General features: G+C 71.1%; 16 protein-coding genes. 4 read left to right on the forward strand and 12 right to left on the reverse strand.

The window, feature by feature from the left end; translation table 11 throughout:
• Positions 1-59 precede the first annotated feature (59 nt).
• From FJ309_14760 to FJ309_14770, 3 genes are read right to left on the reverse strand one after another with little or no spacing between them, the layout of a single operon-like run.
• On the reverse strand, positions 60-1898 hold the full coding sequence (locus FJ309_14760; protein ID MBM3955850.1) for a hypothetical protein: 1839 nt from the start codon (positions 1896-1898) through the stop codon (positions 60-62).
• 58 nt (positions 1899-1956) lie between these two features.
• Complete coding sequence (locus tag FJ309_14765) at positions 1957-3234, reverse strand: AAA family ATPase (GenBank protein ID MBM3955851.1); 1278 nt, start codon at positions 3232-3234, stop codon at positions 1957-1959.
• A complete protein-coding gene (locus FJ309_14770; GenBank protein ID MBM3955852.1) occupies positions 3116-4573 on the reverse strand; it encodes a hypothetical protein in 1458 nt (485 codons plus the stop codon). Before FJ309_14770 ends, FJ309_14765 begins: the two co-directional genes overlap by 119 nt.
• Before the next feature lie 179 nt (positions 4574-4752).
• Here FJ309_14770 and FJ309_14775 point away from each other — a divergent pair, with 179 nt between their 5' ends.
• A complete protein-coding gene (locus tag FJ309_14775) occupies positions 4753-6522 on the forward strand; it encodes an alpha-keto acid decarboxylase family protein (GenBank protein ID MBM3955853.1) in 1770 nt (589 codons plus the stop codon).
• Between the two features lie 307 nt (positions 6523-6829).
• Here FJ309_14775 and FJ309_14780 read toward each other — a convergent pair whose 3' ends face one another.
• The 3 genes from FJ309_14780 to FJ309_14790 all read right to left on the reverse strand — a co-directional run bounded on the left by FJ309_14780 (position 6830) and on the right by FJ309_14790 (position 15515).
• Complete coding sequence (locus FJ309_14780) at positions 6830-8710, reverse strand: CRTAC1 family protein (GenBank protein ID MBM3955854.1); 1881 nt, start codon at positions 8708-8710, stop codon at positions 6830-6832.
• Positions 8707-11628: a hypothetical protein gene (locus tag FJ309_14785; protein MBM3955855.1), complete on the reverse strand. Its 2922-nt coding sequence runs from the start codon at positions 11626-11628 to the stop codon at positions 8707-8709. The genes FJ309_14780 and FJ309_14785 overlap by 4 nt, the downstream gene beginning before the upstream one ends.
• Before the next feature lie 65 nt (positions 11629-11693).
• Positions 11694-15515 carry a CRTAC1 family protein gene (locus FJ309_14790; protein MBM3955856.1) on the reverse strand — a complete coding sequence of 1274 codons (3822 nt, stop codon included), beginning with the start codon at positions 15513-15515 and terminating at the stop codon, positions 11694-11696.
• Here FJ309_14790 and FJ309_14795 point away from each other — a divergent pair.
• From FJ309_14795 to FJ309_14805, 3 genes are all read left to right on the forward strand, one after another.
• Positions 15445-16770 (forward strand): asparagine synthetase B family protein, encoded by a 1326-nt coding sequence (locus FJ309_14795; protein ID MBM3955857.1) that lies wholly within the window; start codon positions 15445-15447, stop codon positions 16768-16770. The two genes, FJ309_14790 and FJ309_14795, sit on opposite strands and share 71 nt — an antisense overlap.
• Positions 16771-16948: 178 nt before the next feature.
• Positions 16949-17176 carry a DUF433 domain-containing protein gene (locus FJ309_14800; GenBank protein MBM3955858.1) on the forward strand — a complete coding sequence of 76 codons (228 nt, stop codon included), beginning with the start codon at positions 16949-16951 and terminating at the stop codon, positions 17174-17176.
• A 6-nt stretch (positions 17177-17182) separates the two neighbouring features.
• On the forward strand, positions 17183-17548 hold the full coding sequence (locus tag FJ309_14805; GenBank protein MBM3955859.1) for a hypothetical protein: 366 nt from the start codon (positions 17183-17185) through the stop codon (positions 17546-17548).
• A gap of 188 nt (positions 17549-17736) precedes the next feature.
• On the opposite strand, the gene FJ309_14810 is transcribed toward FJ309_14805, so the two are convergent.
• The 6 genes from FJ309_14810 to FJ309_14835 all read right to left on the reverse strand — a co-directional run bounded on the left by FJ309_14810 (position 17737) and on the right by FJ309_14835 (position 22676).
• Positions 17737-18294 (reverse strand): nucleotidyltransferase family protein, encoded by a 558-nt coding sequence (locus tag FJ309_14810; protein ID MBM3955860.1) that lies wholly within the window; start codon positions 18292-18294, stop codon positions 17737-17739.
• Positions 18291-18515, reverse strand: a complete 225-nt coding sequence (locus FJ309_14815; GenBank protein ID MBM3955861.1) for a hypothetical protein — start codon at positions 18513-18515, stop codon at positions 18291-18293. The genes FJ309_14810 and FJ309_14815 overlap by 4 nt, the downstream gene beginning before the upstream one ends.
• 56 nt (positions 18516-18571) lie before the next feature.
• Positions 18572-20074: an FAD-dependent oxidoreductase gene (locus FJ309_14820; protein ID MBM3955862.1), complete on the reverse strand. Its 1503-nt coding sequence runs from the start codon at positions 20072-20074 to the stop codon at positions 18572-18574.
• Between the two features lie 770 nt (positions 20075-20844).
• Positions 20845-21378: a hypothetical protein gene (locus FJ309_14825; GenBank protein MBM3955863.1), complete on the reverse strand. Its 534-nt coding sequence runs from the start codon at positions 21376-21378 to the stop codon at positions 20845-20847.
• Positions 21375-21722, reverse strand: a complete 348-nt coding sequence (locus tag FJ309_14830; GenBank protein MBM3955864.1) for a hypothetical protein — start codon at positions 21720-21722, stop codon at positions 21375-21377. The genes FJ309_14825 and FJ309_14830 overlap by 4 nt, the downstream gene beginning before the upstream one ends.
• Before the next feature lie 210 nt (positions 21723-21932).
• Positions 21933-22676: a hypothetical protein gene (locus tag FJ309_14835; protein ID MBM3955865.1), complete on the reverse strand. Its 744-nt coding sequence runs from the start codon at positions 22674-22676 to the stop codon at positions 21933-21935.
• Positions 22677-22808: the final 132 nt, after the last annotated feature.

Consider the following 22808-nt stretch of genomic DNA (forward strand, 5'->3'; position numbering starts at 1 on the left):
GATGGCGGTGGCAGGTTGCGGGTGATCGGCGGCCTGCGCTGCCGGCTCGTCGGGCGCTGTCATGGGCGCGGTTCCCCGCTGGCGTCCGAGCACGGGCCGACGAAGGCCACGCGTTCGTCGCGCCAGCGGATCGAGGGGTGGGTCTGGATCGCGAAGTCGCCGGCGTCCCGGGCGATCGCGATCACCGTCCCCGGCGACGCGGTCGCGCGCCGGATCGCACGCTCGCGCAGCGGGCCGGCGTCCTCGTCGATCATCGTGCGGGCGTTCTTCCAGTCGTCGTCCGTCGCGGCGTGGAGTGCCCGCCGCGCGCCGGCCGGGAGGTCGTCGGTCGTCCACACGCGGCCTTCCCGGTCGCGGTACACGACCCGCTCCAGGATGACGTCGATCGACGAGACGAGCGTCGGCGTGCCGTCGTCGGCGGTCCCGACCAGGTCGATGCGGCCGCGCGACGGGCGGATCGCCTGAAGGACATACCCCTGGTCCGACCGGCCGTGGAACCAGTCTCCCCGTCGCCAGCCGTCGTCGTCCTCGACGAATCGCGTCGCCCGGTGGGTCAGCCCCACGGGGCGCATCCACGAGCGCTCGGCGAGCGGGATGTCGGTGCCCAGCAACACGCCGGTCCGGGAAAACTCTTCCTGGATCACCGCCATCGCCTTCTGCTCGGGGAGCAGCAGGCACAGCGGTCGCCGCACGCCGGCGCCGCCCGTCCCGTCGCGCAGGAACATCAGTACCAGCAGCAGCGCCGTGGCCGCCAGCGATACCAGCGGCGTCGTCGCGAAGATCCGGCTGCGGCGCGGCGGCCGCGCCAGCAGCAGTATGTTCACCGGACCGGCGAGCACCCCGAGCACCACCACGAACGCCAACAGCGCGACGATCGGCAGGCCGCGCGGGCCGAACACGTTGGGCAGTTTCGAAAACCGCCCCGACCAGCCGATCCTGGCGTTGCCGATCATCGTTCCGGAGGGAGCGTAGCCGTAGTATTTCCACATCAACAGAGGCGTTATCAACAGAGGCGTTTGCGGCTCCAAGGGATACGCCGAGGGCTTGCCCGGCTCTCCGGAATTCGTGCCGCCGGCGTCACCCCCCCGAGAGGCATCGTCAGTGTCTTCGAGATCCAGGTAGACGACGCTTCCCGCGCCGACCGTTTCGGGGCTCGGCAGCCCGGTCGGGGGCCGGCCGCGGCCCAACACCACCGCCCGGCCGCCGAGTGCGGCCCACTGCACGAGCCCCTCGCGCGTCGCGGCCGACAGGGCAGACCAGTCGCTGGCAGAAAGCGCGATGTCGGTCAGCAGCGTCCAGCCGCGCCAGTCTGCCGGGCCATGATCGACGACGTTGACCAACCCCACGACGTCATCCTCGGTCCAGCCCAAGCGGGCGATGCAGGCCGCGCGTCCCTCGGGGGTGGCCAGCTCCTTGGTGATCACCGCGACCCGCCGCTGGTCGTCGGTGGATGTCGCCGGGGTCCCGTAGTTCACCGACCAGGCCAGCTTCAGCGTCGTTTGCTCGACGTAGGTGTTGAGCACGACTCCGCGAATTCCCCCTTCACTCCAGCCGTCGGCAAACAGGTCGGTGCGGACGGTCATACCCGCCCCGACCGGGATCCGTTCGTCGGGGAGCATCCCCACGATCGAGAACACCGACGAATGGTCGTACGATGTCGCGGGGAGCACCCGTACCGTCGCCGGCCGGGGGCCCGAGTTGGTGATCACCAGGGCGACATGCGTCAGCCCGGCCGCCCCCGGCAGTGATGTCCGTCCCAGCCAGCTCACCGCCGTCACCTTCAGCGTCGACGTGAGGTCGTAGACCTGCGTGTCGGTGAGCTCCTTGAGGCTCGCCCAGGGCGCTGCCATGGCTGGCGCGGTCGTGAACAGCGCGACGGCGCCGGCGACGAGCGCCATCGCCCATGCCGCCGGCCGCCGACTCTCGACCCGGTCCGAAGCCATCCGACAGCCCATCTCACACCTTTGCGTCGGCGAGACTCGTGGGGAGAACCTTGTCGTGGGCCGGTGTCGCCTCGACGAGCCGCGCCACGAAGGCGTCGGGCGACAGGCCGTCGAGCCGGGCGGCGTAGTCGAGGACGACGCGGTGCCGGAGCACCGGTGCGGCCACGGCGCGGACATCCTCGTAGGCCGCGTTGACACGCCCCTCGGCCAGGCCGCGGGCCTTCGCCGCGGCGGCCAGCGCCAGCGCCGCGCGCGGGCTGGCCCCGAACCGCACCCCGGCCGCGGTCGCCGCCCCGGGCTGCGTGCCGGCGACAAGCCGGGCGATCAGGTTGGCCACCGGCGGCGGCATGAACACGCGCCGCACCTGCTCGTGGAGCTCGTCGAGCGCATGGGCGTCGAGGACGCGCGGCACGTCGGGGGCGATGCCGATCTCGCGGTTGAGGACGATCTTCTCGAGCGTCTCGACGCCGCTGACGGGGACGTCGAGCTTGAACAGGAACCGGTCGAGCTGCGCCTCGGGGAGCGGGTAGGTGCCCTCGAGCTCGATCGGGTTTTGCGTCGCGAGCACGAAGAACGGCCGCGGCAGCGCGTGGGTCTGCCCCATCACCGTCACCGACCGCTCCTGCATCGCCTCGAGGAGCGCCGACTGGGTCTTCGGTGAGGCGCGGTTGATCTCGTCGGCGAGGAGGATGTTGGTGAACACCGGCCCCTGGTGAAACGTGAACCGCCGCTGCCCGCCGGTCTCCTCGAGCATCGGGTTGCCGGTGATGTCGCCGGGAAGCAGGTCGGGGGTGAACTGCACGCGCGACGACTTCAGCTCGAGGGCCCGCGACAGCGCCTTGACCAGCTCGGTCTTGCCGAGGCCGGGGAGCCCCTCGAGCAGGAGGTGGCCGCGGGCGAGGAGCCCGACGATCACCATCTCGATCAGCCGCTCCTGGCCGAACAGCACCGCTTCGAGGGCGCGCTTCAGCCGGTTGATCGTGGCAGCGGCGCGGCGCGCGTCGTCGTCGCTGATCTGCGGCAGGGAAGACGACGCGGCTGACACGGTCACGGGCCGGGACCTCCTGGGGACATTCGAACGGTTTCCCGCCAGCCGCGCCTTCGCGCCCACCGCGAGCCGAGCGCCATGCCGCCAGTGCGACCAAGGCGCCAAAACGCCAGGGCGACGTCGCTCAGCGGCCGAAATACCGGCGCACGATCTCCTGCTCGGCCGGCAGCAGCCGATCGACGCGGGCGCCGCTGCCGCCGCTGCCCGGATCGACGGCCGCGCCCCCCTGCTGCGGCCCCGCATACTCCTCCGGATCGACTTCCACGCCCCCTTCGAGAATCCCGATCAACTCTCCCGGGGCGGCGCGCTTGTCGTCCTTCGCGCCGTCGAGCCGCTCGGGGCGCGTGGCGGGCCGCTGCGTGCGATCGGTAAACCGGTTGGCCGACGAGCCGGGCCCGCGGTTGGTGCCGCCTCTTCCCGACTTCTTGCCCGATCGGCCGTGCTCGCAGACGGCGCCGCAGCGCTTGCCCTCACGGCACTCCGAGCAGATGCCGCACGGCTTGCAATCGGGGCACTTCCCGTCGCCGTCGCACTGGCCGTCGCCATCGCCATCCTCTTCCCCGTTTCCCCCGGCGAGGTCGAGGGGCACGGCGCCCGCCTTGGCGAGTGCCGCCGCGAGCCGCGCGCGGTTGGCCTTGAGGTTCTTGGCCAACTCACGGAGTTGCTCCTTCGACAAGCCGGACAGCTCGGCGCGGCCGACATCGGCCCGGGGTTGGATCGGGCAGGCGCCCAACTCCAGCGCGGCGCGGGCCAGCTCGGCGGCGGCGGCAGCGCGCTGCTCGGGGGTCGCCTGCTGGGTCACCTCGGCCAGTGCCTCGGCGGCAGCGGCGGCGGTGGCCAGATTGCGCGACAGCTTCTCGAGGTCGGCAACGACCTGCTCGCGAAGCGTGCCGGCCGCCTCGAGCGACGAGTGCTCGTACCACCGGTCGCGCGGCCGTTCGACGAGGGCCGCGAGCTTGTCGTCGATCTCGTCGGCCGACTGCTCGGTGATCGTGCGGTCGCGCCGTAGTTGGTCGTTCATCCGGCTCACCACGTCGGCGTCGTGCGGCCGTTCGATCACGTCGCGCTGCGGCCCCCGCGCCCGCGCGACCGGCACGATCGCGGCTGCCGAGAGCATCGCGCCGACCAATGCCAGCATCCCGACGGGGCGCTGCCAGCGCCAGGCCACCGGCCACCGGCCGGCGAGGTCGAGGCGGCGCTGCGGCCAGGGCCCGACCCCCGCGGCGGCGGCGCTGAGCCGCGTGTGGAGGCCGAGGGCATCTTCGAGGCGGATCCGCGCACCGGCGACCGACTCGAACCGGCTGCGGGCCACGACCAGCGCCGCGACCGCGGCGGCCACGAAGCCCAGGCCGATCGCGATCCACACCGGGGCCACGAGCGTGTCGTCGCGCCACCGCGCCCACACCAGCGCGAACGTCCCGACGATCCCGACCCCGAGCACGGCCGGCAGCCAGCTCGCCAGCCACCACCCGGCGTTGATCTGCAGGCGCAAGACCCGCGTGAGCCGGTTCCAGTGATCCCCCGGGCCGGTCCCGGCCGGAGCTCCCGAACGATCCCCGCTCGACCGGTCGGGCGTCGGCATGAGGCACCTCGTGTCGAGGCGGCAGGGGCGAATGCGAAGCTGTTTCCCACTTGGAATCATACCCGTGGCCAGCCACGGTAACAACGGCAGGGGGGGCGTCCGGCAACGTGGCGTGGCCGCTGTCGGCCGTGGACGTCAATAATGTCGGCGTTCCCCACCCTGCCTCGGGAGACCTGCTCATGTCGGAGTCGATCGACACCAACGGACACGCCGCCGGCCCGGATGCCGCGGCCCATCCCGCGCCGTCGCGACCGGCGCCGATCGCGACCGCCACCCGCGCGGCCGCCGGCGAACGCCATCGCAGCGTCACCGAACTGTCGATCGGCGAATACCTCATCCGCCGGCTGGGCGACTACGGGATCCGCCACGTGTTCGGCGTGCCGGGCGACTATGTCCTCCACTTCTACGACATGCTCGCCCACTCGCCGCTCGAACTGGTCAACTGCACGCGCGAGGACTGCGTCGGCTACGCCGCCGACGCCTACGCCCGGATCAACGGCATCGGCAGCCTGTGCGTGACCTATGGCGTCGGCGGCCTGAGCGTCGTCAATGCCGTCGCCGGGGCGTTCGCCGAGAAGAGCCCGGTGGTCGTGATCTCGGGCGCGCCGGGGCTCCGCGAGCGCGGCGAGCGCGGTGAGCGGCCGCTGCTCCACCACTGCGTCCGCGACTGGTCGACGCAGCGCGAGGTGTTCGAGAAGATCTGCGCCGCCTGCGTCGAGCTGACCGACGCCGACACGGCGTTTCGCGACATCGACCGGCTCCTCGACCTCGCCGCCCGCTCCAAGCGACCGGTCTACATCGAACTGCCGCGCGACATGGTCGACGTCGTGCCCGAGTCGATCCGCCCCTCGGCCTGCCCGCGCGTGCGGAGCGATCCGGAGGCGCTCGCCGAGGCGGTCCGCGAGGCCGCCGAGCGGATCGCCGAGGCCGAGGCGCCGGTGATCATCGCCGGCGTCGAGCTCCACCGGTTCGGCCTCCAGGCCGACGTCATCGCGCTGGCCGAGGCGTCGCAGATCGCGGTCGCCTCGACGATCATGGGCAAGAGCGTGGTCAGCGAGGTCCATCCGCTGTACATCGGCCTGTACGGCGGCGGGATGGGGCGCGAGGAGGTGACGCGGTTCGTCGAGTCGAGCGACTGCCGGATCCTTCTCGGCACGCTGATGACCGACATCGACCTGGGGATCTTCACCGCCAAGCTCGACCCGTGGCGCACGATCCATGCCACGAGCGAAGGCCTCCAGATCAGCCATCATCACTACCACGGCGTCCTCCTCGAGGACTTCATCCGCGGGCTCGCCGCCGCCCGGCCGAAGGCCAAGCCGCGCGTCCTGCCACCGGGCCCGGCCGTGGCGCGGGGGCCGTTCCGCCTCGAGCCCGACGCGCCGCTCACGATCTCGCGGCTGGTGCGCCGGCTCGACGAATCGCTCGACGACCGCACGGTCGTGGTCGCCGACATCGGCGACGCGCTGTTCGCGACCAGCGAGCTGGTGATCCGCGGCCAGACCGAATACGTCTCGCCGGCCTACTACACGTCGATGGGGTTCGGCGTGCCGGCGGCGCTGGGCGCCGCGGTCGCCCGCCCCGACCTGCGCGTGATCCTCGTCGCCGGCGACGGGGCCTTCCAGATGACCGGCATGGAGCTGTCGACGCTGGTGGCGCGGAAGTTGCCGGTGGTGGTGATCGTCCTCGACAACGCCGGCTACGGCACCGAACGGCTCCTCCAGGACGGCACGTTCAACGACATCAACGTCTGGGCCTACGAGCGTCTCCCCGAGGTCCTCGGCGGCGGCACCGGCCACGTCGCGCGGACCGAGGGCGAATTCGACCGCGCGCTGTCGCTGGCCCTCTCCGATCCCCCGGGCCTCCACCTCATCCGCGCCTGCCTCCCGCGCGACGACTTCAGCAACACGCTCCAGCGCCTGGCCCGCAAGCTGCAAACGCGCGTCTGACAGAACCCAAGCGAACACAGCCCCCCAAACAGACGCACCAACAAGACGCAACCCAGAGGCCATTCACCTCGCCCGTCGCCGAGCCTCGAGGCCCCCCCGCGCCGGCGCCGTCCCCCGTTTCGCCCCCCAGGGACCCGCGTAGCCCCTCCGCCGTCGCCCTCGCATCGGCCCGTCGCAACTGCATGCGGGTCGATGCGAGGGCAAAGGCGCGAGGGGCGTCCCCTCTGCAGAGCCCGAGCTGAGGCTTGCCCCGCGACAACGCGATGTCTGCGGAGCCCGAGCCGAGGCTTGCCCTGCGACAACGCGATTACCGCACGTCCCCGCCGCGCCGCAGGACGTGCACCCGGTCCACTGCCAGCCCCGCATGGGTCGTCAGTTCCCCGTCGGGCCAGCGCAACTGGATCGTGACCGGCTCGGCCGCCGTGCCGAGGCCGAACGTCACCGGCAGCTCGCTTTGCGACTGGTAGCTCCGCGCCGCCGACACGCAGCGGCGCTGCATCGGCCCCCCGGCCGGACCGCGGAGCTCGACCATCGCCCCCACGGCGCCGCGGTTCAAACCCGCGTCTTCCAGACGGATCCGGATCCAGTGGTGGCCGGTGGCCTGGTCGTTGCGCACCAGCCGCGCCGGACCGCCCGACGCGGTGAGCACGAAGTCGGCGTCGCCATCCCCGTCGAGGTCGGCGGTGGCCAGGCCGCGCCCCACGAGCGGCCGGTGGAAGCCCTCCCCAACGGTTGCCGCGGGCACGGCGACGAATTCGGTCGGCTCGTCGGGCCCGCAGTTCCAAAACAGCTCCGGCGACTGCTCGTAAAACTGCGTGCGCTGGACCTTGTTGATGTCTTCCTCGAGGTGGCCGTTGGCCTGGACGATGTCGGGGCGGCCGTCGAGATCGACGTCGGCAAACAGCACGCCGAACGTCAGCTCCTGGCGCGTCTCGGGGCCGAGGCCGTTGGCGACCGCGTCGTCGCGGAACTGGAGCTGCCGGCCGGTCGAGACGTACAGCGCCGACATCTCGTTGGCGAAGTTGCCGATCAGGATCCCGACCTCGTCGTCGTTGCGGAAGTAGCCGATGTCGATCCCCATCGCCCCGCGCGCCCGCCCCTCGGTGTCGTAGGCCACGCCCGACGGGCCGGCGAGCTCCTCGAACCGGCCGCCGCCGACGTTGTGGAACAGGAAGTTCTGCACGGTGTCGTTGGCGACGACGATGTCGATCCGGCCGTCGCCGTCGAGGTCGTCGCAGGCGACGCCGAGGCTCTTGGCGGCGGGCACGCCGGTCGCCGGGTTGCGGACCTGGATCCCCGCCTCGGCCGAGACGTCGCTGAACCGGCCGCCGTCGTTACGCCACAGGCGCGGGAACGTGCCGGCGAAGTTCTGCGGCCGGCCGTAGGCGCGCCCGCCGCCGATGAGGCGGAAGTCCTGGGCCCGGTCGGCCTCGCGCGACCAGACGACGTAGTGGCAGACGAACAGGTCGAGGTCGCCGTCGCCGTCGGCGTCGAAAAACGCCGCGCTCGTGCCCCAGTCGCCGTCGTCGCCGGCGACCCCGGTCGCCGCGGTGACGTCTTCGAACCGGCCGCCGCCGAGGTTGCGAAACAGCCGGTCGGGGCCGACCGCAGCCACGAACAGGTCGGGGCGGCCGTCGGCGTCGTAATCGCCGACCGCCATCCCGGTGGCGTAGCAGGTGACGTCGAGCCCCGACCCGGCGGAGACATCGGTGAAGCGCCAGCCGCCGTCGTTGCGAAACAGCCGCTGCGTCGCCGGGGCCGCCGCCGGCCGGTCGTCCCATGGCCAGCGCGAGCCGGTGGTGAAAAACAGGTCCTGGTCGCCGTCGCCGTCGAAGTCGAAGCAGGCCACGCCTCCCCCCATCGTCTCGGGGAGGAGCTTCTCGCCGGCGGCGCCATTCTCGTGGACGAAGCGCACCCCCGACTCGGCCGTGACGTCGGAAAACGGCAGCGCCGGCAGCGCCCGCGTCGGCCGCGCCCGGCGGTCGGGGAGCGTGAGGGTCGTCTCCTTGGCGACGGGGCGCGGCTTCGGCCAGGCACGCCACACGGCGACCGCCGCCGCCAGTGCCGCGACGCTGCCGATCACCACCAGCGACCGGCTCAGCGCCCGGCCGATGACGGCATCGTCGGCGACGTCGTCGTCGGCCGGAAGATCGCCGTCGCGGGGCTCGCGCGGGGCCGCGCCGCTCATGGCAGCGTCGCCGCCGCGGCCGGCGACGGCTCCCCGGCCACGCCCTCGGGCGCCTCCGCCGGCAGCTCGGGGGCACCCGGGCGCCTCAGCGGGTAGATCACCACCGTCTCGGCGGCGAAGTTGGCCGCCGGATACTTCTCCCGGGCCAGCGCCACCGCCCGGTCGGCGGCGTTGTCGTCGAGCTTGTAGCGCTGGTGCTGGCGGCGGTGGTGCTCGGCGCGGTCGGCGTCGCCGAGCTGGCCGTGGATCAGCTGGAGGTTGTAGTGCGCCGAGACGTTCTCACTGTCAAGCGCGAGCGTCTTGGCGAATTCCGCCGCCGCCGCCTCGAGGAGCGCCGTCCGCTCGGCGGCCGCGGCGCCGCCGCGGAACTGCGCCGCCAGGTCGAACAGCGTCTGCCCGAGGAGGTTGCGGACCTCGTAGTCGAGGCTGAAGTCGAACCCCCGGGCGATCATCTCGGGCGAGCGGTCTTCGAGGACCTTGCGGAAGTTGGTCTCCGCCTCCCCGAGGCGCCCCTGCTGGCGGTTGACCTGCCCCGACAGCCAGGCGAGCGTCCATGGCGGCGGTGCCGGGTCGGCATGCCCGGCGGCGCGGACCAGCGCCGCGGCGGCGTCGTCGACCCGCCCTTCCTCGAAGAACACCCGGGCGAGGTTGAGCGCGCCGTCGTAGCGCCCCAGGCGCTCGACCTCGGCAAACGCCTCCTCGGCCTGGCGCAGCTCCGCCTTCCCCTTGATGAGCAGGCCGATGCCGTAGTCGTTGTAGCGCTCCCAGTCGGGGATCTTCCGCGCGGCGACCTCGGCCACGGCCGCCGCCCCCGCGTCGGCGACCACCTCGAACGTCACCTCGTCGGTGGCCATCGTCGTGATCGGCAGCTCGTTGACGTACGGCTCGCCCGCCACGTGGCCGCGGAGCGGCACGTCGCCGGGGCGTGCCTTGTCGGCGACGTAGCGCATGTATTCGGCGTCGAACTTCCGGTATTGGAGCTTCGCCGTCACCGTCACCGGCCCGGTCACGCCGGCGGGGATGTCGAGGCCGTAGTGCACCGTCCAGGCGGCGCCGGGGGGGATCTGGTGGTTGTAGAGCGGGAAGAAGATGTCTTGGGCGTTGCGGCGGTTGATCCGGTTGCCGTCGCGGTCGAGCATGAAGATGTTGACGAAGTGGGCCCAGCGGTCGACCTCGTTGCCGGCGGCCGGATCGATCCCGCCGCTGCGGCCGATCACCCGGTCGCCCGCCTTCACGGTGACGTCGAGCCAGACCTCGTTGGAGTCGGCGGTGCCCTGCGTGAAGATGTGGCCGAGCTTGAGCGTGCGGATCACGGTCTCGAGCAGGTAGCTTCGCCCGGCGACCACGGCCGGCACGCGCGGCCGCAGCGGCGCGACCAGCTTCCCGTCGACCGTGCCCCCCTCGCGGATCCCGAAGATGTCGACGCGCGTGATGTCGGTGAGAAACTTCCGATGCGCCTCGATCGCGTCGGGGCGGTCACCGAGCCAGGCGAGGCCGGTGTTGGCCGCGGGGAACAGGTGGTCGTGGACGGTGAGCCGGCCGGTGGCGTCGTAATACTTCGCGCCGAAATCGGCGCTCTCCGCCAGCGGCATGTGGCAGGCGTTGCAGTTCCCCTTCGCCTCCGGCGGATAGTAGAAGCTCCGCGCCCCGTGCCCCGACACGCCCGACAGCAGGTAGGGGTCGTAGTGGTTCTGGCCGCGGAGGAAGTCCTTGTAGTGGGTCAGCTCGCCCGGCAGGCTCACCTTGTGGCAGGTCGAGCAGAACTCGGCCGAGCGGTGGAAATCCTTGAGGAACGTCTTCTTGTGGTGGGCCGGCTTGGCCTTCACGAGCTGGTTGTTGATCCACTGGAGCAGTTCGTTGTCGCTGGTCGCGAACGGGTAGTGGATCGGCTCGTCGATCGTGTAGTCGGCGTTGCCGCGCGTGCTGTTGACGTGGGTGATGGCGTGGCAGGTGGTGCAGGTGATCCCGGCGTGCGCCGTCGGGTGGCGGACGTCGTCGTAGGCGGGATCGTCGAACGCGCCGCTGTAGAACGGCACGGGATCGTGGCAGCCGGCGCACCACCGCGCCGCGCGCATCGAGCCGTCGCGGTCCATCGACACCTGCCGTGTCTCGCGGACGCTCGCCAGGTAGGCCGGGTTGTTGAACGAGCTGAAGTGGTGCGAGCTCTTCTCCCAGCCGGCGTGGACGTCGGCGTGGCACTTCTTGCAGTAGTCGTCCATCATCAGGACGTTGGCGGGGATGTAGTTGCCCGTCGCCGTCCGGGCCAGCGACGGTTCGAAGTATTTCGTCCCCTCCTCCGGTCCGACGGCGTGCCAGTGGCGCGGGTCCTGGACATGGAGCAGCGCCAGTCCCGCGATCCCGGCGCCGACGACGCCGGCGTAGGTCAGGCCGACGCGCCAGCGGATCCGCGGCCCGGCGAGGCGGTGGAGCCAATACAGCCAGACCGCCGCCAGCGGCGCCAGCACGTGGGCCCAGTAGGTGAGCTGCGTCCCGAGCGGCGTCCGCGCGGCCGCGCCGCTCATCCGCAGGCCGAGGAGCAGGCCCCCGGAGACGAGCACGACCAGCGCCACGGCAAACAGCGCGTAGCCGACGTTCACCGCGCGCCTGTTCTTGCGGTGGCGGGTGTTGGCCATGTGGATCAGGCCGAACACAACGAAGGGCGCGATGAACACGAACCCGAGCACCAAGTGGACGAGGAACATCCACTGGTAGAGCCAGTTCTGGTACGTCCGCCCGGTGACCCACTCGACGGCGGTGATCGCCGCGAGGTAGGCGGAGTTGGCCCCGATCACGGCGACCAGCGCCAGCACCGCCACCAGCAAGCGCCTCAGGCGCGGGCCCACCGCCGGCACGACCACGCGCCGTGCCGGCCGCGGCGCGGCGGCCTCCCCTGCTCCGTGCGTCACACCCGTGGCCATCGCACCGCCCCCAGCTCCCCGGCCGACCGATCGGCCTGTCCCTAATAGTATCCCGCTCCCCTCGGTCAGCCCTCACCCGGCGTGGAAACCGCCCCGTCCCGGACCGCCCGCCAAAACGCCCCGGTCTGCCGCCGCGTCTGCCGGTCGCGGAGCCAGGAGCGGTAGGCGGCGGAATCGGGGGGCGGGTCGTCCGGCCCCGGGGGATAGGAACGCATCGAGCGGAATGGCAGCGGCTCGACTGCCTGCCCGGCGGCCGTGGCGAGGTTGGCGTCCTTGTCCCAGCCGACGCTCTTGAAGAGGAAGTCGCGGGTCCAGCCGGGGGGCGGCGGCGGCGGCACGGCGAATTCGAGCGTCACCTCGTCCCCCTCCCCGATCACCACCAGCCGGTCGTCGCTGGCGGCCAGCAGGTCGCGGATGTCGCCGAGGGCGGTGAAGCAGCCGTCCATCGGCGGCCACTTCGGCCCGGTCAGCGGATCGTCGTAGGGAAACCGCTCCGGCCCGTCGCCGCCGTCGCGCTCGATCCGCGAGCAGCCGCGGCGATGGAGGTCGGCCGACAGCGGCTCGAGCTCGACGACGCGCGTCGGCGCCGGCGCTTCGCCGGTGGTGAACCGGATCTCGTCCCAGCGGATCTCCATGCTCGTGCCGATCCGCACGCGCGACTCCCCCGGCGGCAGGACCCCGGCGAGATCGACGGCGATCGATTTCGTCTTCCCGCCGGGAAACCCGATGAACCCCAGCGCCTCGCGCCAGCCCCCCTGGCCGTCGGGCACCTCGAGAAACGGCGGCCGCGGCGGATCGAGCGCCGGGTGGAGGGTGAGCTGGACGTTGAGATTGACGGTCGTCGGGTAGGTCCAGCCGGTGAGAAACAGCACCAGCCGGTCGCGGTCGAGGTCGGGGCCGAGGTCGAGCTCGACATGGTGCATGTCGAGCAGCCCCTGCCGCAGCTTCCGCGCCGTCGGCCGGGCAAACGTGCCGTCGGCCGCCACCAGCGCCGGCAGCAGGTCTCGGCCGGCGTCGTCGCGCGCCGCGACCGGGTGGCGCGGCCGCGCGAGTGAGTGGATCCCGAACCCCGCAATCGCCGCGGGGCCGACCTTCTCGTTGCTCACCACCTCGACGTCGGCCGGATGGTCGACGGCGAGGAGCCGGACCTCGTCGAAGTAGGCCGCTTCCCACAGCTCCTCGGTGAGCTGGAGGACGTAGCGGCCGTCGCGGGGCACGAGCGCCGATCCCGGCACGAGGAGGTATTCCCACTCGCGCGCCGGCATCAGCTCCCCCGCCCGGCGCTGCAGGCCCAATGGCGCCCCCCACAGCAGGTCGGTGACGAAGCCGAAGCCGGTGCCGTTCCACGCATACAGGTAGGGGCAGGAGCCGAGGAGGACCTGCTGCTCGCAGACCAGCGCGTCGGCTGGCGGCTCGATGAGGTTTTGCGGCACGCCGTTGAGCCACAGCACGCGGACGACGTCGGCGACGCGCGACCGGCCGAGGCCGAAGTGGGTCGTGCGCCGGCGGACCACGCGCGGCTGATAGGCGCTTCCCGCCTTGAGCTCGAGGAGGCCGCCGAGGCCATGGGCGTTGACGCGGCCGCTGGGGGAAAACTGGTCCCCCTTCACCTGCTGCGCCTCGAGGGCGACGTCGAGCCAGTGATGGGCGTTGCCCCCTTGGTTGTCAAACAGCAGCACGCCGTTGGCGCTCGCCACGGCCAGGTCGAGGTCGCCGTCGCCGTCGAGATCGCCCGTGTCGAGCGCGCGCGGCCCGGCCACCTCACCGCCGATCGCCTGCACCTCGAAGCCTCCGGCGGCCGTGCCGCGGAGGATTCCGATCCCGTCGTCGCCCCAGGTGGCCAGATCGAGGTGGCCGTCGTTGTCGTAGTCCCAGGCGACCACGCCGCGGCGCGGCGCGGCATCGAGCTGCCGCTGCGCGTCTGTCGCCCCGGCGTCGCTCCGCACGGGGAAGATCCGCGTCCCCTCCTTCCCGGCGACGACGAGCTCCCAGCGCCCGGCGGCGCGGGGATCGAGGCACTCGACGGCCCGGCCGCCCGCGCCCGAAACCGGCACGGCGCGAAACTGCCCGTGGCGGAGATTCTCGAGCAGCGTCGTCCCCGCCGGCGTGACGACGACGACATCGACATCGACATCGCGGTCGGCGTCGACGGCCAGCAGCCCCGCCCCGTCGGCAGCCCCACCGGCCGGTTGGTCGAGCGCCGCCGGCGTGACATCGCGAAACGTGCCGAGCCCGTCGTTGCTCCACAGCCGCACGCCGTCGGCACCGGCCGTGACCAGATCGAGGTCGCCGTCGGCGTCGAGATCGGCGACCGTCGCGGCCGCGACCGCCGACGCCGTCACCGCGGCGAGCGCCTCGAGCTGGCGCGCGCCGTCGGCACCGAGCCGGTTGCGAAACGGCAACACGCCAAACGCCCCGAAGGCGACGATATCGAGATCGGCCGCCGGGCAGCCGGGGAGCGGCGCCCCCTTCTCGCCGGCCGGATCGGTGGCGGGGCGCAGGGCGAGCGCCGCCCGCCGCGCCTCGTCGAAGTCGAGGTCGAGGTCGGCGGTGAGAAGCCCGGCGACGCCGTCGGGGAGCGGCGCGGCGAGCGCCGTCTGCCACGCCCCGTCGGCGTCGCGCCTCGCCACGCGCAGCCCCTCCGGCCCGGCGGCGACGAGGTCGAGCCGGCCGTCGACGTCGAGATCATCGAGGACCACGGCGACCGGCGCCGCCCCGGCGGCAGCGCCGACTGCCGGCAGCGGCCGGAGCTCCACGGGGATCGCCTCGTCCCCCTGCCCGGCCGGCTCGGGAAGCGGTGCGGCAAACGAGTCGCGCACGAACACCAGCGGGTGGCGCTCGAGGTCGCGCCGGTCCCCTTCGCTCTGCGGCACGAGCACGTTGGCCAGCGCCCGGAGCCGGCCGGCGGCCACGGCCATGTCGCCGGTCCGCGCCGCGGCCGCGGCCTCGTCGAGCAGCTTGGCGATGTCGACGCGCGTGAACGTGAGGATGCTCGGTGCGAACGGCGCGATCGCCCCCCGCCGCGCGGCGATCGCATCGGCGAGTGCCGGATCGGGCGCTGCCGCACCGCGCGCGGCCTGGAGGCGGCCGGCCGCCGCGCGAAACCATTCGACCGCGAGCCAGACATTCCCCGGAGCGAGGGCCGCTGCCCGGTCGAGCGCGGCGTCGGCGGCGGCGCCGTCGTCGGCATCGCGCCGGGCGCGGGCCAGCGCGTACCAGGCGGCGGCGCCGCCGGTGCCGTCGGCGAGCGCCTGATACTGTTCGGCGGCCGCCCCCGGCTCGCCGCGGGCCAGGTCGTAGCGCGCGGTGAGCCAGCGCCACGGGTCTGACTCTCCCTCGCCGCGGCGCAGGGCGTCGAGGGCCTGTTTCGCCGGCGGCAGGAGCGCCTCGTCGGGGATCGCCTGGAGCGTGTCGCCGAGGGCCACAACCCGCGCCACGGCGAGGTTTCGCGCCGGCAGCGGGTCGCCGGGGAGCATCCGCGCGAGCGACTCGAGCGCCGGGATCGCCCGGTCGAGCTGCTGGTTTTCCAGGGCCCCGAGCGCCACGTTGCGCGTCCGCGCGATCTCGGCGGCCTGCTCGGGCGCGAGCGTCGCCACGCCACCACGGCGCGCCGCCAGCCACGCGCTGACCGCGGCCGCGGCCAGCAGCACCACTGTCCCGAGGATCGCCGCTCGTCGTCCGCTCATCCCGGTTCCCCGCAGGCGAGCCAGCAGATTACCGGCAACGCCCCCCTCGCGGGAACGCCGCGTGGGCGCTGCTACAACACTCCGTAACACCTGAGGCTCCCCCGCCCGGGCATTTTCCGAGGAGGCGACGATGACGCACGGCGTGGCGATCGACCGGCTGGTAGACCTGCTCGATCCCGCCGGCGACATCCTGCTCAACATGTCGCGCGACGAGGCGCTCGCGCGCGTCGCCAGCGGCGATCCGGCGGCGGTCCGCGGGATCCGCGGCCATTTCGCGCTGGTCCACCGCGACGGCATCCGCATCCGCCTCGCCCGGTCGCTCGGCCGGCCGCTGCGGTTTTTCATCGCCAAGCTGGCTGCCGGTCCGGTGCTCGTGGTCGCCGACCGGATCGACGCGATCGCCGGCTGGCTGGCCGACCACGGCCTCGCCGACCAGTTTCATCCGTCGTACACGCGGATGGTGCCGGCCCATCACGTGATGGAGCTGCACCTCGTCGGCTGCCCCGATCCCTCCCCCGTCTGCACGCGTTTCTTCACCCCCGCGCGCGAGCGCCTCGGCACCGACCTCGACGACATCGCCGACCGCTACACCGCCGCGCTCGCCGACGGCCTCACCGCCTGGCTCGACACGCTCGACGCCAGCGCGCCGGTCGGCGTCTTGTTTTCCGGCGGCATCGACAGCGGCGCCCTCCTCCTCCTGCTCCACCACCTGCTGGTCGAGCGCCAGGGGTCGGCGGCCCGGCTCAAGGCGTTCACGCTCTCGATCGCCGACCGCGGCGCCGATCTCGACCAGGCCCGCCGGTTTCTCGCCGCCACCGGCCATGCCTTTCTCCACGAGCCGGTCGAGGTGTTTCCGGAAGACCTCGATCTCGACGACGCGATCCGCACGCTCGAGGACTACAAACCGCTCGACGTCCAGGCCTGCGCCGCCACGCTTGCCCTGTGCCGCGGGATCCGCCGGCGCTATCCCGACTGGCGCCATCTCGTCGACGGCGACGGCGGCGATGAAAACCTCAAGGCCTACCCGATCGAAGACGACCCGGAGCTGACGATCCGCAGCGTCCTCAACAACTCGCTCCTCTACCAGGAGGGCTGGGGGATCGCCGCGATCAAGCACTCGCTCACCTACTCCGGCGGCCAGAGCCGCGGCCACGTCCGCAGCTACGCCCCCGCCGCCACGCTCGGCTTCCAGGGGTTCAGCCCCTACGCCCTGCCCGACGTGATCGAGGTCGCCGAGGGGATCCCGTTCATCGAGCTCACCGGCTGGGACCATGGCCGGCTGTATGCCCTGAAGGGTGAGATCATGTCGCGCGGGATCCGGCGCCGCACGGGGATCGAGATGCCGGTGTATCCCAAGCGCCGTTTCCAGCACGGCGTGGCCGCCGCCGACGCCCCACCGCTGTTTCCCTCCGATCCGCTCGTCTACCGCCGGCGGTTCGCGGCGCTGGTGGGATAGGAGGGCAGCCGAAACGGCCGTGTCGACCACGTCGAAACGCCGTGGGTTTTCCGGGTCGCCGTCGGCCGCATCCCGCGGTCGATCACCTTGTCTCCAGTCTGCCGGTGGCCGCAGTCGTTGTCGGTAGTTTGCTCGGCTCTGGATTGATCGATTTCCGACCCGCCGCGGGCGTTGCTCAATGAAACACCCCAGAATTGAAATCGCTCCGGACGTGATGGGGGGCAAGCCGGTCATCGAGGGCACTCGGATTCCCGTCGAGCTGATCGTGCGGAAGTTGAGTGAGGGGGCCAGTGAAGGTGATCTTCACGAGGGCTATCCCGCCCTTCAGCCGGGCGACGTTCGGGCAGCCCTCGCGTATGCAGCCGACATGCTGGCCAACGAGACGATCGTCGTGCAGCCGGTGTGACCCGAGATCTCCGTGCTCCGTTTCCTCGCCGACGAGAGTTGCGACTGTCTGGTCGTGCAGACACTGCGCGCTGCCGGACACGATGTGGTCGCCGTCGTCGATGAATTCGAGCGATCGGTCGATGCAGCACTCATCGACCAGGCCTACGTGACGAACCGAGTCCTGCTCACTGAAGACAAGGACTTCGGATGGCACGTTTTCGTGGCGCGGGCACGATCGCCCGGAGTCGTCCTGATTCGTTTTCCGGCTTCCATGCGCATCGCGATGGCGAAAGCGACACTCGCCGCGGTGGCCGTCCATGAAAACGCGATCGGGGAGTCTTTTCTCGTGAGCCAGCCGGGCCAGGTGCGTTTGCAAAAACTACCGGGATGATTGCACGCTTCTTCGGAGGCCCGGCAATCAAGCCGCCTCGTGCCTCGGGCAGCCCCGTCCCTGAACCCCCGGATTCCCTGCTGCGGGGAATCCACGCCGATCCGCAGACCAGCACACTCCTGCCAGAGGATAGCCCGTGGAGCGGCACCTCCGCGAGAGCTGTTGATCGATATGCCCCCGGCCAGCGCTCACTCGCGCGCGGCGAGCACCTCGTCGAGCTTCTCCTCGACGCCGAGCGGGCCGGCCCAGCGGCGCAGGTAGGGTTCGTCGAGCTCGCCCTGCGTGAACAGCACGTCCTGGATGTCGATCAGGTCCCGGGGCCGCGACGCGATCAACTTGAAGAGGATCAGGTCTTCGGCGGAGACGAGCTTGACAGACCGCCCCTCGACTTCGGCCGTGACGTGCCGCTCGATGACCAAGCGCTGGAAGTCGGACTCGGCGATGAAGATGTCGGCATCGACGGCACGGCCGTCGAGAAACAGCCTGACCTTCACCAGCGGCATCCCGCCGACACTGTCGACCCACCCTCGCGTGTATTGCTCGGGCACGCTGTAACCGCGCTCGGTGATCGCGGCAAAAACCGCCCCCAGCCGGTCGCGGGGAACGGCGAGGGTGAAGTCCACGTCGTAGGTCGGACGCGGAATCCCGTGGGCCCGGACGGCGATGCCGCCCATGATCGCGTAGGGGAGCCCGAGTCGGTCGAAGATATCGACCAGATCGTGGATGACGGTCGTCAGGTCGGTCATCGTCGGCCAGCCGGCACAGGCTTCACCCGCTCGAGTGCCGCGAGCAATCGGGCGTTGCGCCGCTCGTTTTCCCGCTCGAGGAGGGCGAAGCGGCGATCGACGACACCGGGCGCGCCGGCGAGCAGGTAGGGGGTGTTTTCCCGGATCATCGCAAACGTCAGCTCCAGCCGCTCCCCGGGCGACATCCGCCGATACGCTTCGAGGGTTTCCTTGCTGAGCATGCCGTGAGTGTACATCCCGCCCCGGCGGCGCCGCATCGGCAGGCCGCGGCGGGGCGTTACTTCGTCGCTGCGGTGTGGGCGATGCGCTGGCGGTGCGCGGGGTCGAGCAGGCCGACCGGATCGAGGTGGCCCACGAGCGCGCGGAGTGCTTCAGGAGTAAAAGACTCTCCTGCCGCGATCCGGTCGCGGACGGCGGTGAGGGCCGTGCGGAGCGGCGCGTTTCGGGCGTCGAGGAAGCCACGCTCGGCGACCGTCGCCCCGCCGGCGATGCTCCGCTCGGCGCTGACCGTCGCCAGGAAGAAGAGCAAGCATGCCTGGCGGAAGCGGTCGAAGTCGGGGAGCCCCGCGTAGCAGCCGCTCACCAGCCGGTCGATCCATGCCACCTCGTCGGGCACCGCGCGGCCATAGGCCGCCCAGGGGCCGTCGTCGGCCGTGGCGGCGTCGTGGTGCTCCGCGAGGAGCATGTCTGCGAGTCGTTCCACGCCCGAGAGCGCGTGGGCGATGCCGGTGCTGTGGAGTGGATCGACGAAGCCGCAGGTCGTCGGCAAGAGCGCCCACCCGGGCCCGGCGGCGCGCGACCAGAGGCGCGACATCCTCGGCACCGCAGCCAGCGGCCGCACGGGCCGGGCGGTGGCGAGAAGCGCGTGGATTCCTTCGTGCCGGGCGAGCGTGTCGCCCCAGGCGCGCTCGGGGTTATTCAGTGCCTCGGTGGCCCAGGCGGTGGGCCGCACGATCCCCACGCTCGTCAGCCCGCCGCGGAAGCGCAGGATCCACACCCAGCCGTCATCGAGCACATGATGCTGTGCGGCATCGTCGGAGCGGAACGGCTCGACCGTCGAGCCGTCGCCCGCCGCCTGCCGGATCGCGTCCCAACTGCCGACGCCGGTGAAGTGTGAAAACACGCTGCCGGTTCTGGTGAGGAGCGTGTCGTCGCGGCGCTCGAGGCCCACGGCCCGGGCGAGTGCCCCGCCGCTGCCGGTCGAATCGATGACCACGCTGGCCCGCGCTCGGCCGGGGCCGCTTCCCGTCCATTCGATCGTCCACTGGCCGTCGTCGCGGCCGAGCCGGTCGAGCGTGATGCCTTCATGTGCTTCGGCTCCGGCCGTGCGTGCGTGGTCGAAGAGCCAGGCATCGACGTCGGCGCGGAGCCAGTGGGTATCGCTGGCGGCGTCGGTGGCGCTGGCGGCCACGAGCAGCGAAGCGGCGTGGTCGGGCGTGTCGGCATAGGGCTGGCCCGCCGGATGATGGAAGTAGGAAAACCCGCGCTTCAGTCCGCAGCCCACTTCGGGGCACGCTTTCAGCCAGGTGCCGTAGCGGGCCAGTGCCGCGAGGTCGCCGATGCCGTGCTTGGCGGCGATCCGGAGCAGCGCCATGTCGGCCAGCGGCGTGCTCGATTCGCCGATCGCAAACCGCGGGTGCCGGTCGCGGTCGAGGATCACGACGCGCATCCCCTGCCGGGCGAGGATCCACGCCAAAATGCTCCCGGCGAAGCCGCTGCCGAGGATCGCCACGTCGTGTGTCATCGCCGCGCCTCTTTCGGCATCGCGTGCGCCGCACATCCGCACGCGTGCCCCGCCCGTGGCAGCGCCCGTTGGGCTCGGTTGATGGCGTGGAGTCGGGCGTGGCGGGCTGGGCTACACAGCGCGCACTGGCCGGCGAGGCGGCCGAGGTCCCAGGTGTCTGCGGTCACGATCATCGGGGCGGCTTCGGCGAGAGCTCGTTCGACAGCTTCTTCGAGGAGGCCGAGGCACTTCACGTCAACAAGCTCGATCGGGATCGTCTGATTCGGGAAGGCGCCGACCCGGCTGACGCGATGACCGAGGCCGCCGCGTGGGTCAGGCAAATGGCCGGCGCCAGGCAGCCCGTCCTCGTGGCGTTTCCTCTGAGTTTCGACTGGACGTGGTTGTACTGGTACCTGACGAACTTTTCCCGAGACGGCTCACCGTTCGGGCACTCGAGTTGCTTTGACATCAAGATCGCGTTCGCCGTGAAGAGTCGATTACCGATTTCGGCGGCGGGGCGCTCCAAACTGCCCGTCGAGTTGCAGGCCCCGAGCCCGCACACGCATCATGCGGTGGATGACGCCCGAGAGCAGGCCGAGGTGTTTGCCCGTCTCATGGAGAAATGACCGCGACTCGCGCGCAGACGAGCTGTCCGCCGACAGGCTGGCGGCGATAGAGGGAGTCGAACAGGCCACCGACCTGGTCACGGTTGCAGACGTAGCCCCGCTGGACTTCCGGGAGGGCCATGTGGCCGCTGTCGATGTGGTCGAGGACGGTGGAGAGTTTCATGATCAAGCCAGCCTGCGGCAACAACAGGATCCGTGTTCTCACCGGGAGCGGAACACGTCGGCGTACTGGTCAAAGCCTGCGATCGCCCGCGACACGAATCGCTGAAACTCGCGCCCGTCGCGGGAATCGAGGCGATCCCAGACGTCGAAAGTCCATTCGGCTGGCGCATGAGAGGGATTGTTGTCGGGCCAAGGATACTCGGTGTTGATGCGATTTGGTCCGGCGATAGCTGGCGGCAGTTGCTCGATGGCGTGGGCAAGGCCACGAACCCGTTTGAGCAACTGCTGGAAATCCCTGAACCCGCGCACGCGGAACACCCTGGCCAGACGAGGCTGGTCCGCACGCTGGACCGTCGAGAGCCGGCGCAGCAGCTTGGTCAGGCCCAAGTGGGTCAGTCTGCTCGGTCGGGCAGTGCCTGCCCGAAAGGAGGCCTTGGCGATTTTTTCGGTAGCCATTTGCAGAGCTTGGAGCGTGTGGCACTGGTAACGCCACTTCGCTGTGCCGCGAAGGTGCTCGAACAAGGCCAGGTCAGCCCGAGCCTGCGTCCACCAGAGCGTCTGGGCCGAGTTCACCGCTTGTGACCCCTTTCGGTCCGCGAGTAGTGAACTGCATCGTCCAGCGTCCAGGACTCGGGTAGCGACAGCCTGTTCTTCACGACCAGCTCGTACTGCTTGCGAGTCAGGTCGATCACCCAGAGAACATGCTCGTTGCCGTCGCCCATATCGACGCCGAAGTCGACAGGCTCGAGACTGTCGTCGGCATCCAGCATGTCATTATTGATCTCGAGGAAACGAATCTCGCGATCGTCTGCATTCCTCGGCAGATAGACCACTTCGGCGATGCCGTCATCCACGTTCAGGTGCCGCTCCGCATACCACTTCGCGGTTGCGTCGCGATCAAATGCGATCGTTGCCATGCTGAACTACCCGACTTCTGCAATGAGGTTTTTACGGGCATCGGCAGCCGTAGAGCGCCATTTCGAACACGCTCGCATAGTGTACAGGCAGGCAGTGCCGCCGGCAATCGTCAGCGAATCAAGGACGTCGAGCAGTTGCGTCACTCCCCGACGAAGGTGTCGCTGTCGGCGGGGGTCAGAGGCTGTGGATGTTGATCGCGGGCAGCTCGTCTATCCGACCCTGGAAGATGTCCCGGTCATCGTGACGACGCCACTCGTGCCGGGCCGCGTCGACTTTCGCGTACGACCCGGGCCGACCCAGCTGGCCGCCTTGTGTCTGGGCTGCACGTAGCGGATGCGGGCGATCCGGCCGTCTGGGCCGCGGATCACGGAGAGCCGCTCCAGCGCGAAGGGAGGCCGGGCACAGTGTCGCAGTAAGTGTTCGAGACTCCGAAAACAGCTCGGCACATCGCGGTCGACGAGCGTGATCCGGACACTCGCGTCTACTGAAAACCCGCTGTTCTCCCAGGCGAGCATGTCGGCGGCGGCAGCAGCGTCGAGCAGCCGCTGCATGCGGAACCAGCGGATCACGCGGCGACGCACCCGCTCGGTGAGCGCGGCCGGATCGGCCTGCGTGATCAGGCGGGCGGGCAGGAACGCCGGCGGGGCGTCGGACCCTCCATCGGCAGCGGCCGGTCTGAAGACGCCGTCAGTCACGCAGGCGTGCAGGTGGACATGGTGGTTGAGCGCCGAACCGAAGCGGTGCAGGAAGGAGATGCCGCCGAGCCGCGGGCGGGCGGCTCTCGGCATGTCCGCATCAGGTGTCCCGCCTGACGCCGCGAGCAGCAGCCGCTCGATCTCATCGAGGAAGATTCTCGTGACGGCGGCGACGGCTCGGGGTCGGTCGGCGAGAAAGCCGCGCAATCGCATGGGCACGGAGATCACCCACTGCCGCACGGGCACCGGCGGGATCACGTACCTCGGGGCACGCTTTCAGCCAGGTGCCGTAGCGGGCCAGTGCCGCGAGGTCGCCGATGCCGTGCTTGGCGGCGATCCGGAGCAGCGCCATGTCGGCCAGCGGCGTGCTCGATTCGCCGATCGCAAACC

It is taken from the genome of Planctomycetota bacterium (assembly GCA_016872555.1).
In the GTDB taxonomy this organism is placed as follows: domain Bacteria; phylum Planctomycetota; class Planctomycetia; order Pirellulales; family UBA1268; genus F1-20-MAGs016.

Bases quoted from the DNA above. Each gene is read 5' to 3' on its own strand.
- FJ309_14780 (MBM3955854.1), bottom strand. From the start codon at position 8,710: ATGAGCGGCGCGGCCCCGCGCGAGCCCCGCGACGGCGATCTTCCGGCC.
- FJ309_14800 (MBM3955858.1), top strand. From the start codon at position 16,949: ATGAAACACCCCAGAATTGAAATCGCTCCGGACGTGATGGGGGGCAAG.
- FJ309_14760 (MBM3955850.1), bottom strand. From the start codon at position 1,898: ATGGCGCTCGTCGCCGGCGCCGTCGCGCTGTTCACGACCGCGCCAGCC.
- FJ309_14765 (MBM3955851.1), bottom strand. From the start codon at position 3,234: ATGCGGGGCCGCAGCAGGGGGGCGCGGCCGTCGATCCGGGCAGCGGCG.
- FJ309_14770 (MBM3955852.1), bottom strand. From the start codon at position 4,573: ATGCCGACGCCCGACCGGTCGAGCGGGGATCGTTCGGGAGCTCCGGCC.
- FJ309_14820 (MBM3955862.1), bottom strand. From the start codon at position 20,074: ATGTGCGGCGCACGCGATGCCGAAAGAGGCGCGGCGATGACACACGAC.
- FJ309_14775 (MBM3955853.1), top strand. From the start codon at position 4,753: ATGTCGGAGTCGATCGACACCAACGGACACGCCGCCGGCCCGGATGCC.
- FJ309_14815 (MBM3955861.1), bottom strand. From the start codon at position 18,515: ATGCTCAGCAAGGAAACCCTCGAAGCGTATCGGCGGATGTCGCCCGGG.
- FJ309_14785 (MBM3955855.1), bottom strand. From the start codon at position 11,628: ATGGCCACGGGTGTGACGCACGGAGCAGGGGAGGCCGCCGCGCCGCGG.
- FJ309_14830 (MBM3955864.1), bottom strand. From the start codon at position 21,722: ATGGCAACGATCGCATTTGATCGCGACGCAACCGCGAAGTGGTATGCG.
- FJ309_14790 (MBM3955856.1), bottom strand. From the start codon at position 15,515: ATGTTGAGCAGGATGTCGCCGGCGGGATCGAGCAGGTCTACCAGCCGG.
- FJ309_14810 (MBM3955860.1), bottom strand. From the start codon at position 18,294: ATGACCGACCTGACGACCGTCATCCACGATCTGGTCGATATCTTCGAC.
- FJ309_14795 (MBM3955857.1), top strand. From the start codon at position 15,445: ATGACGCACGGCGTGGCGATCGACCGGCTGGTAGACCTGCTCGATCCC.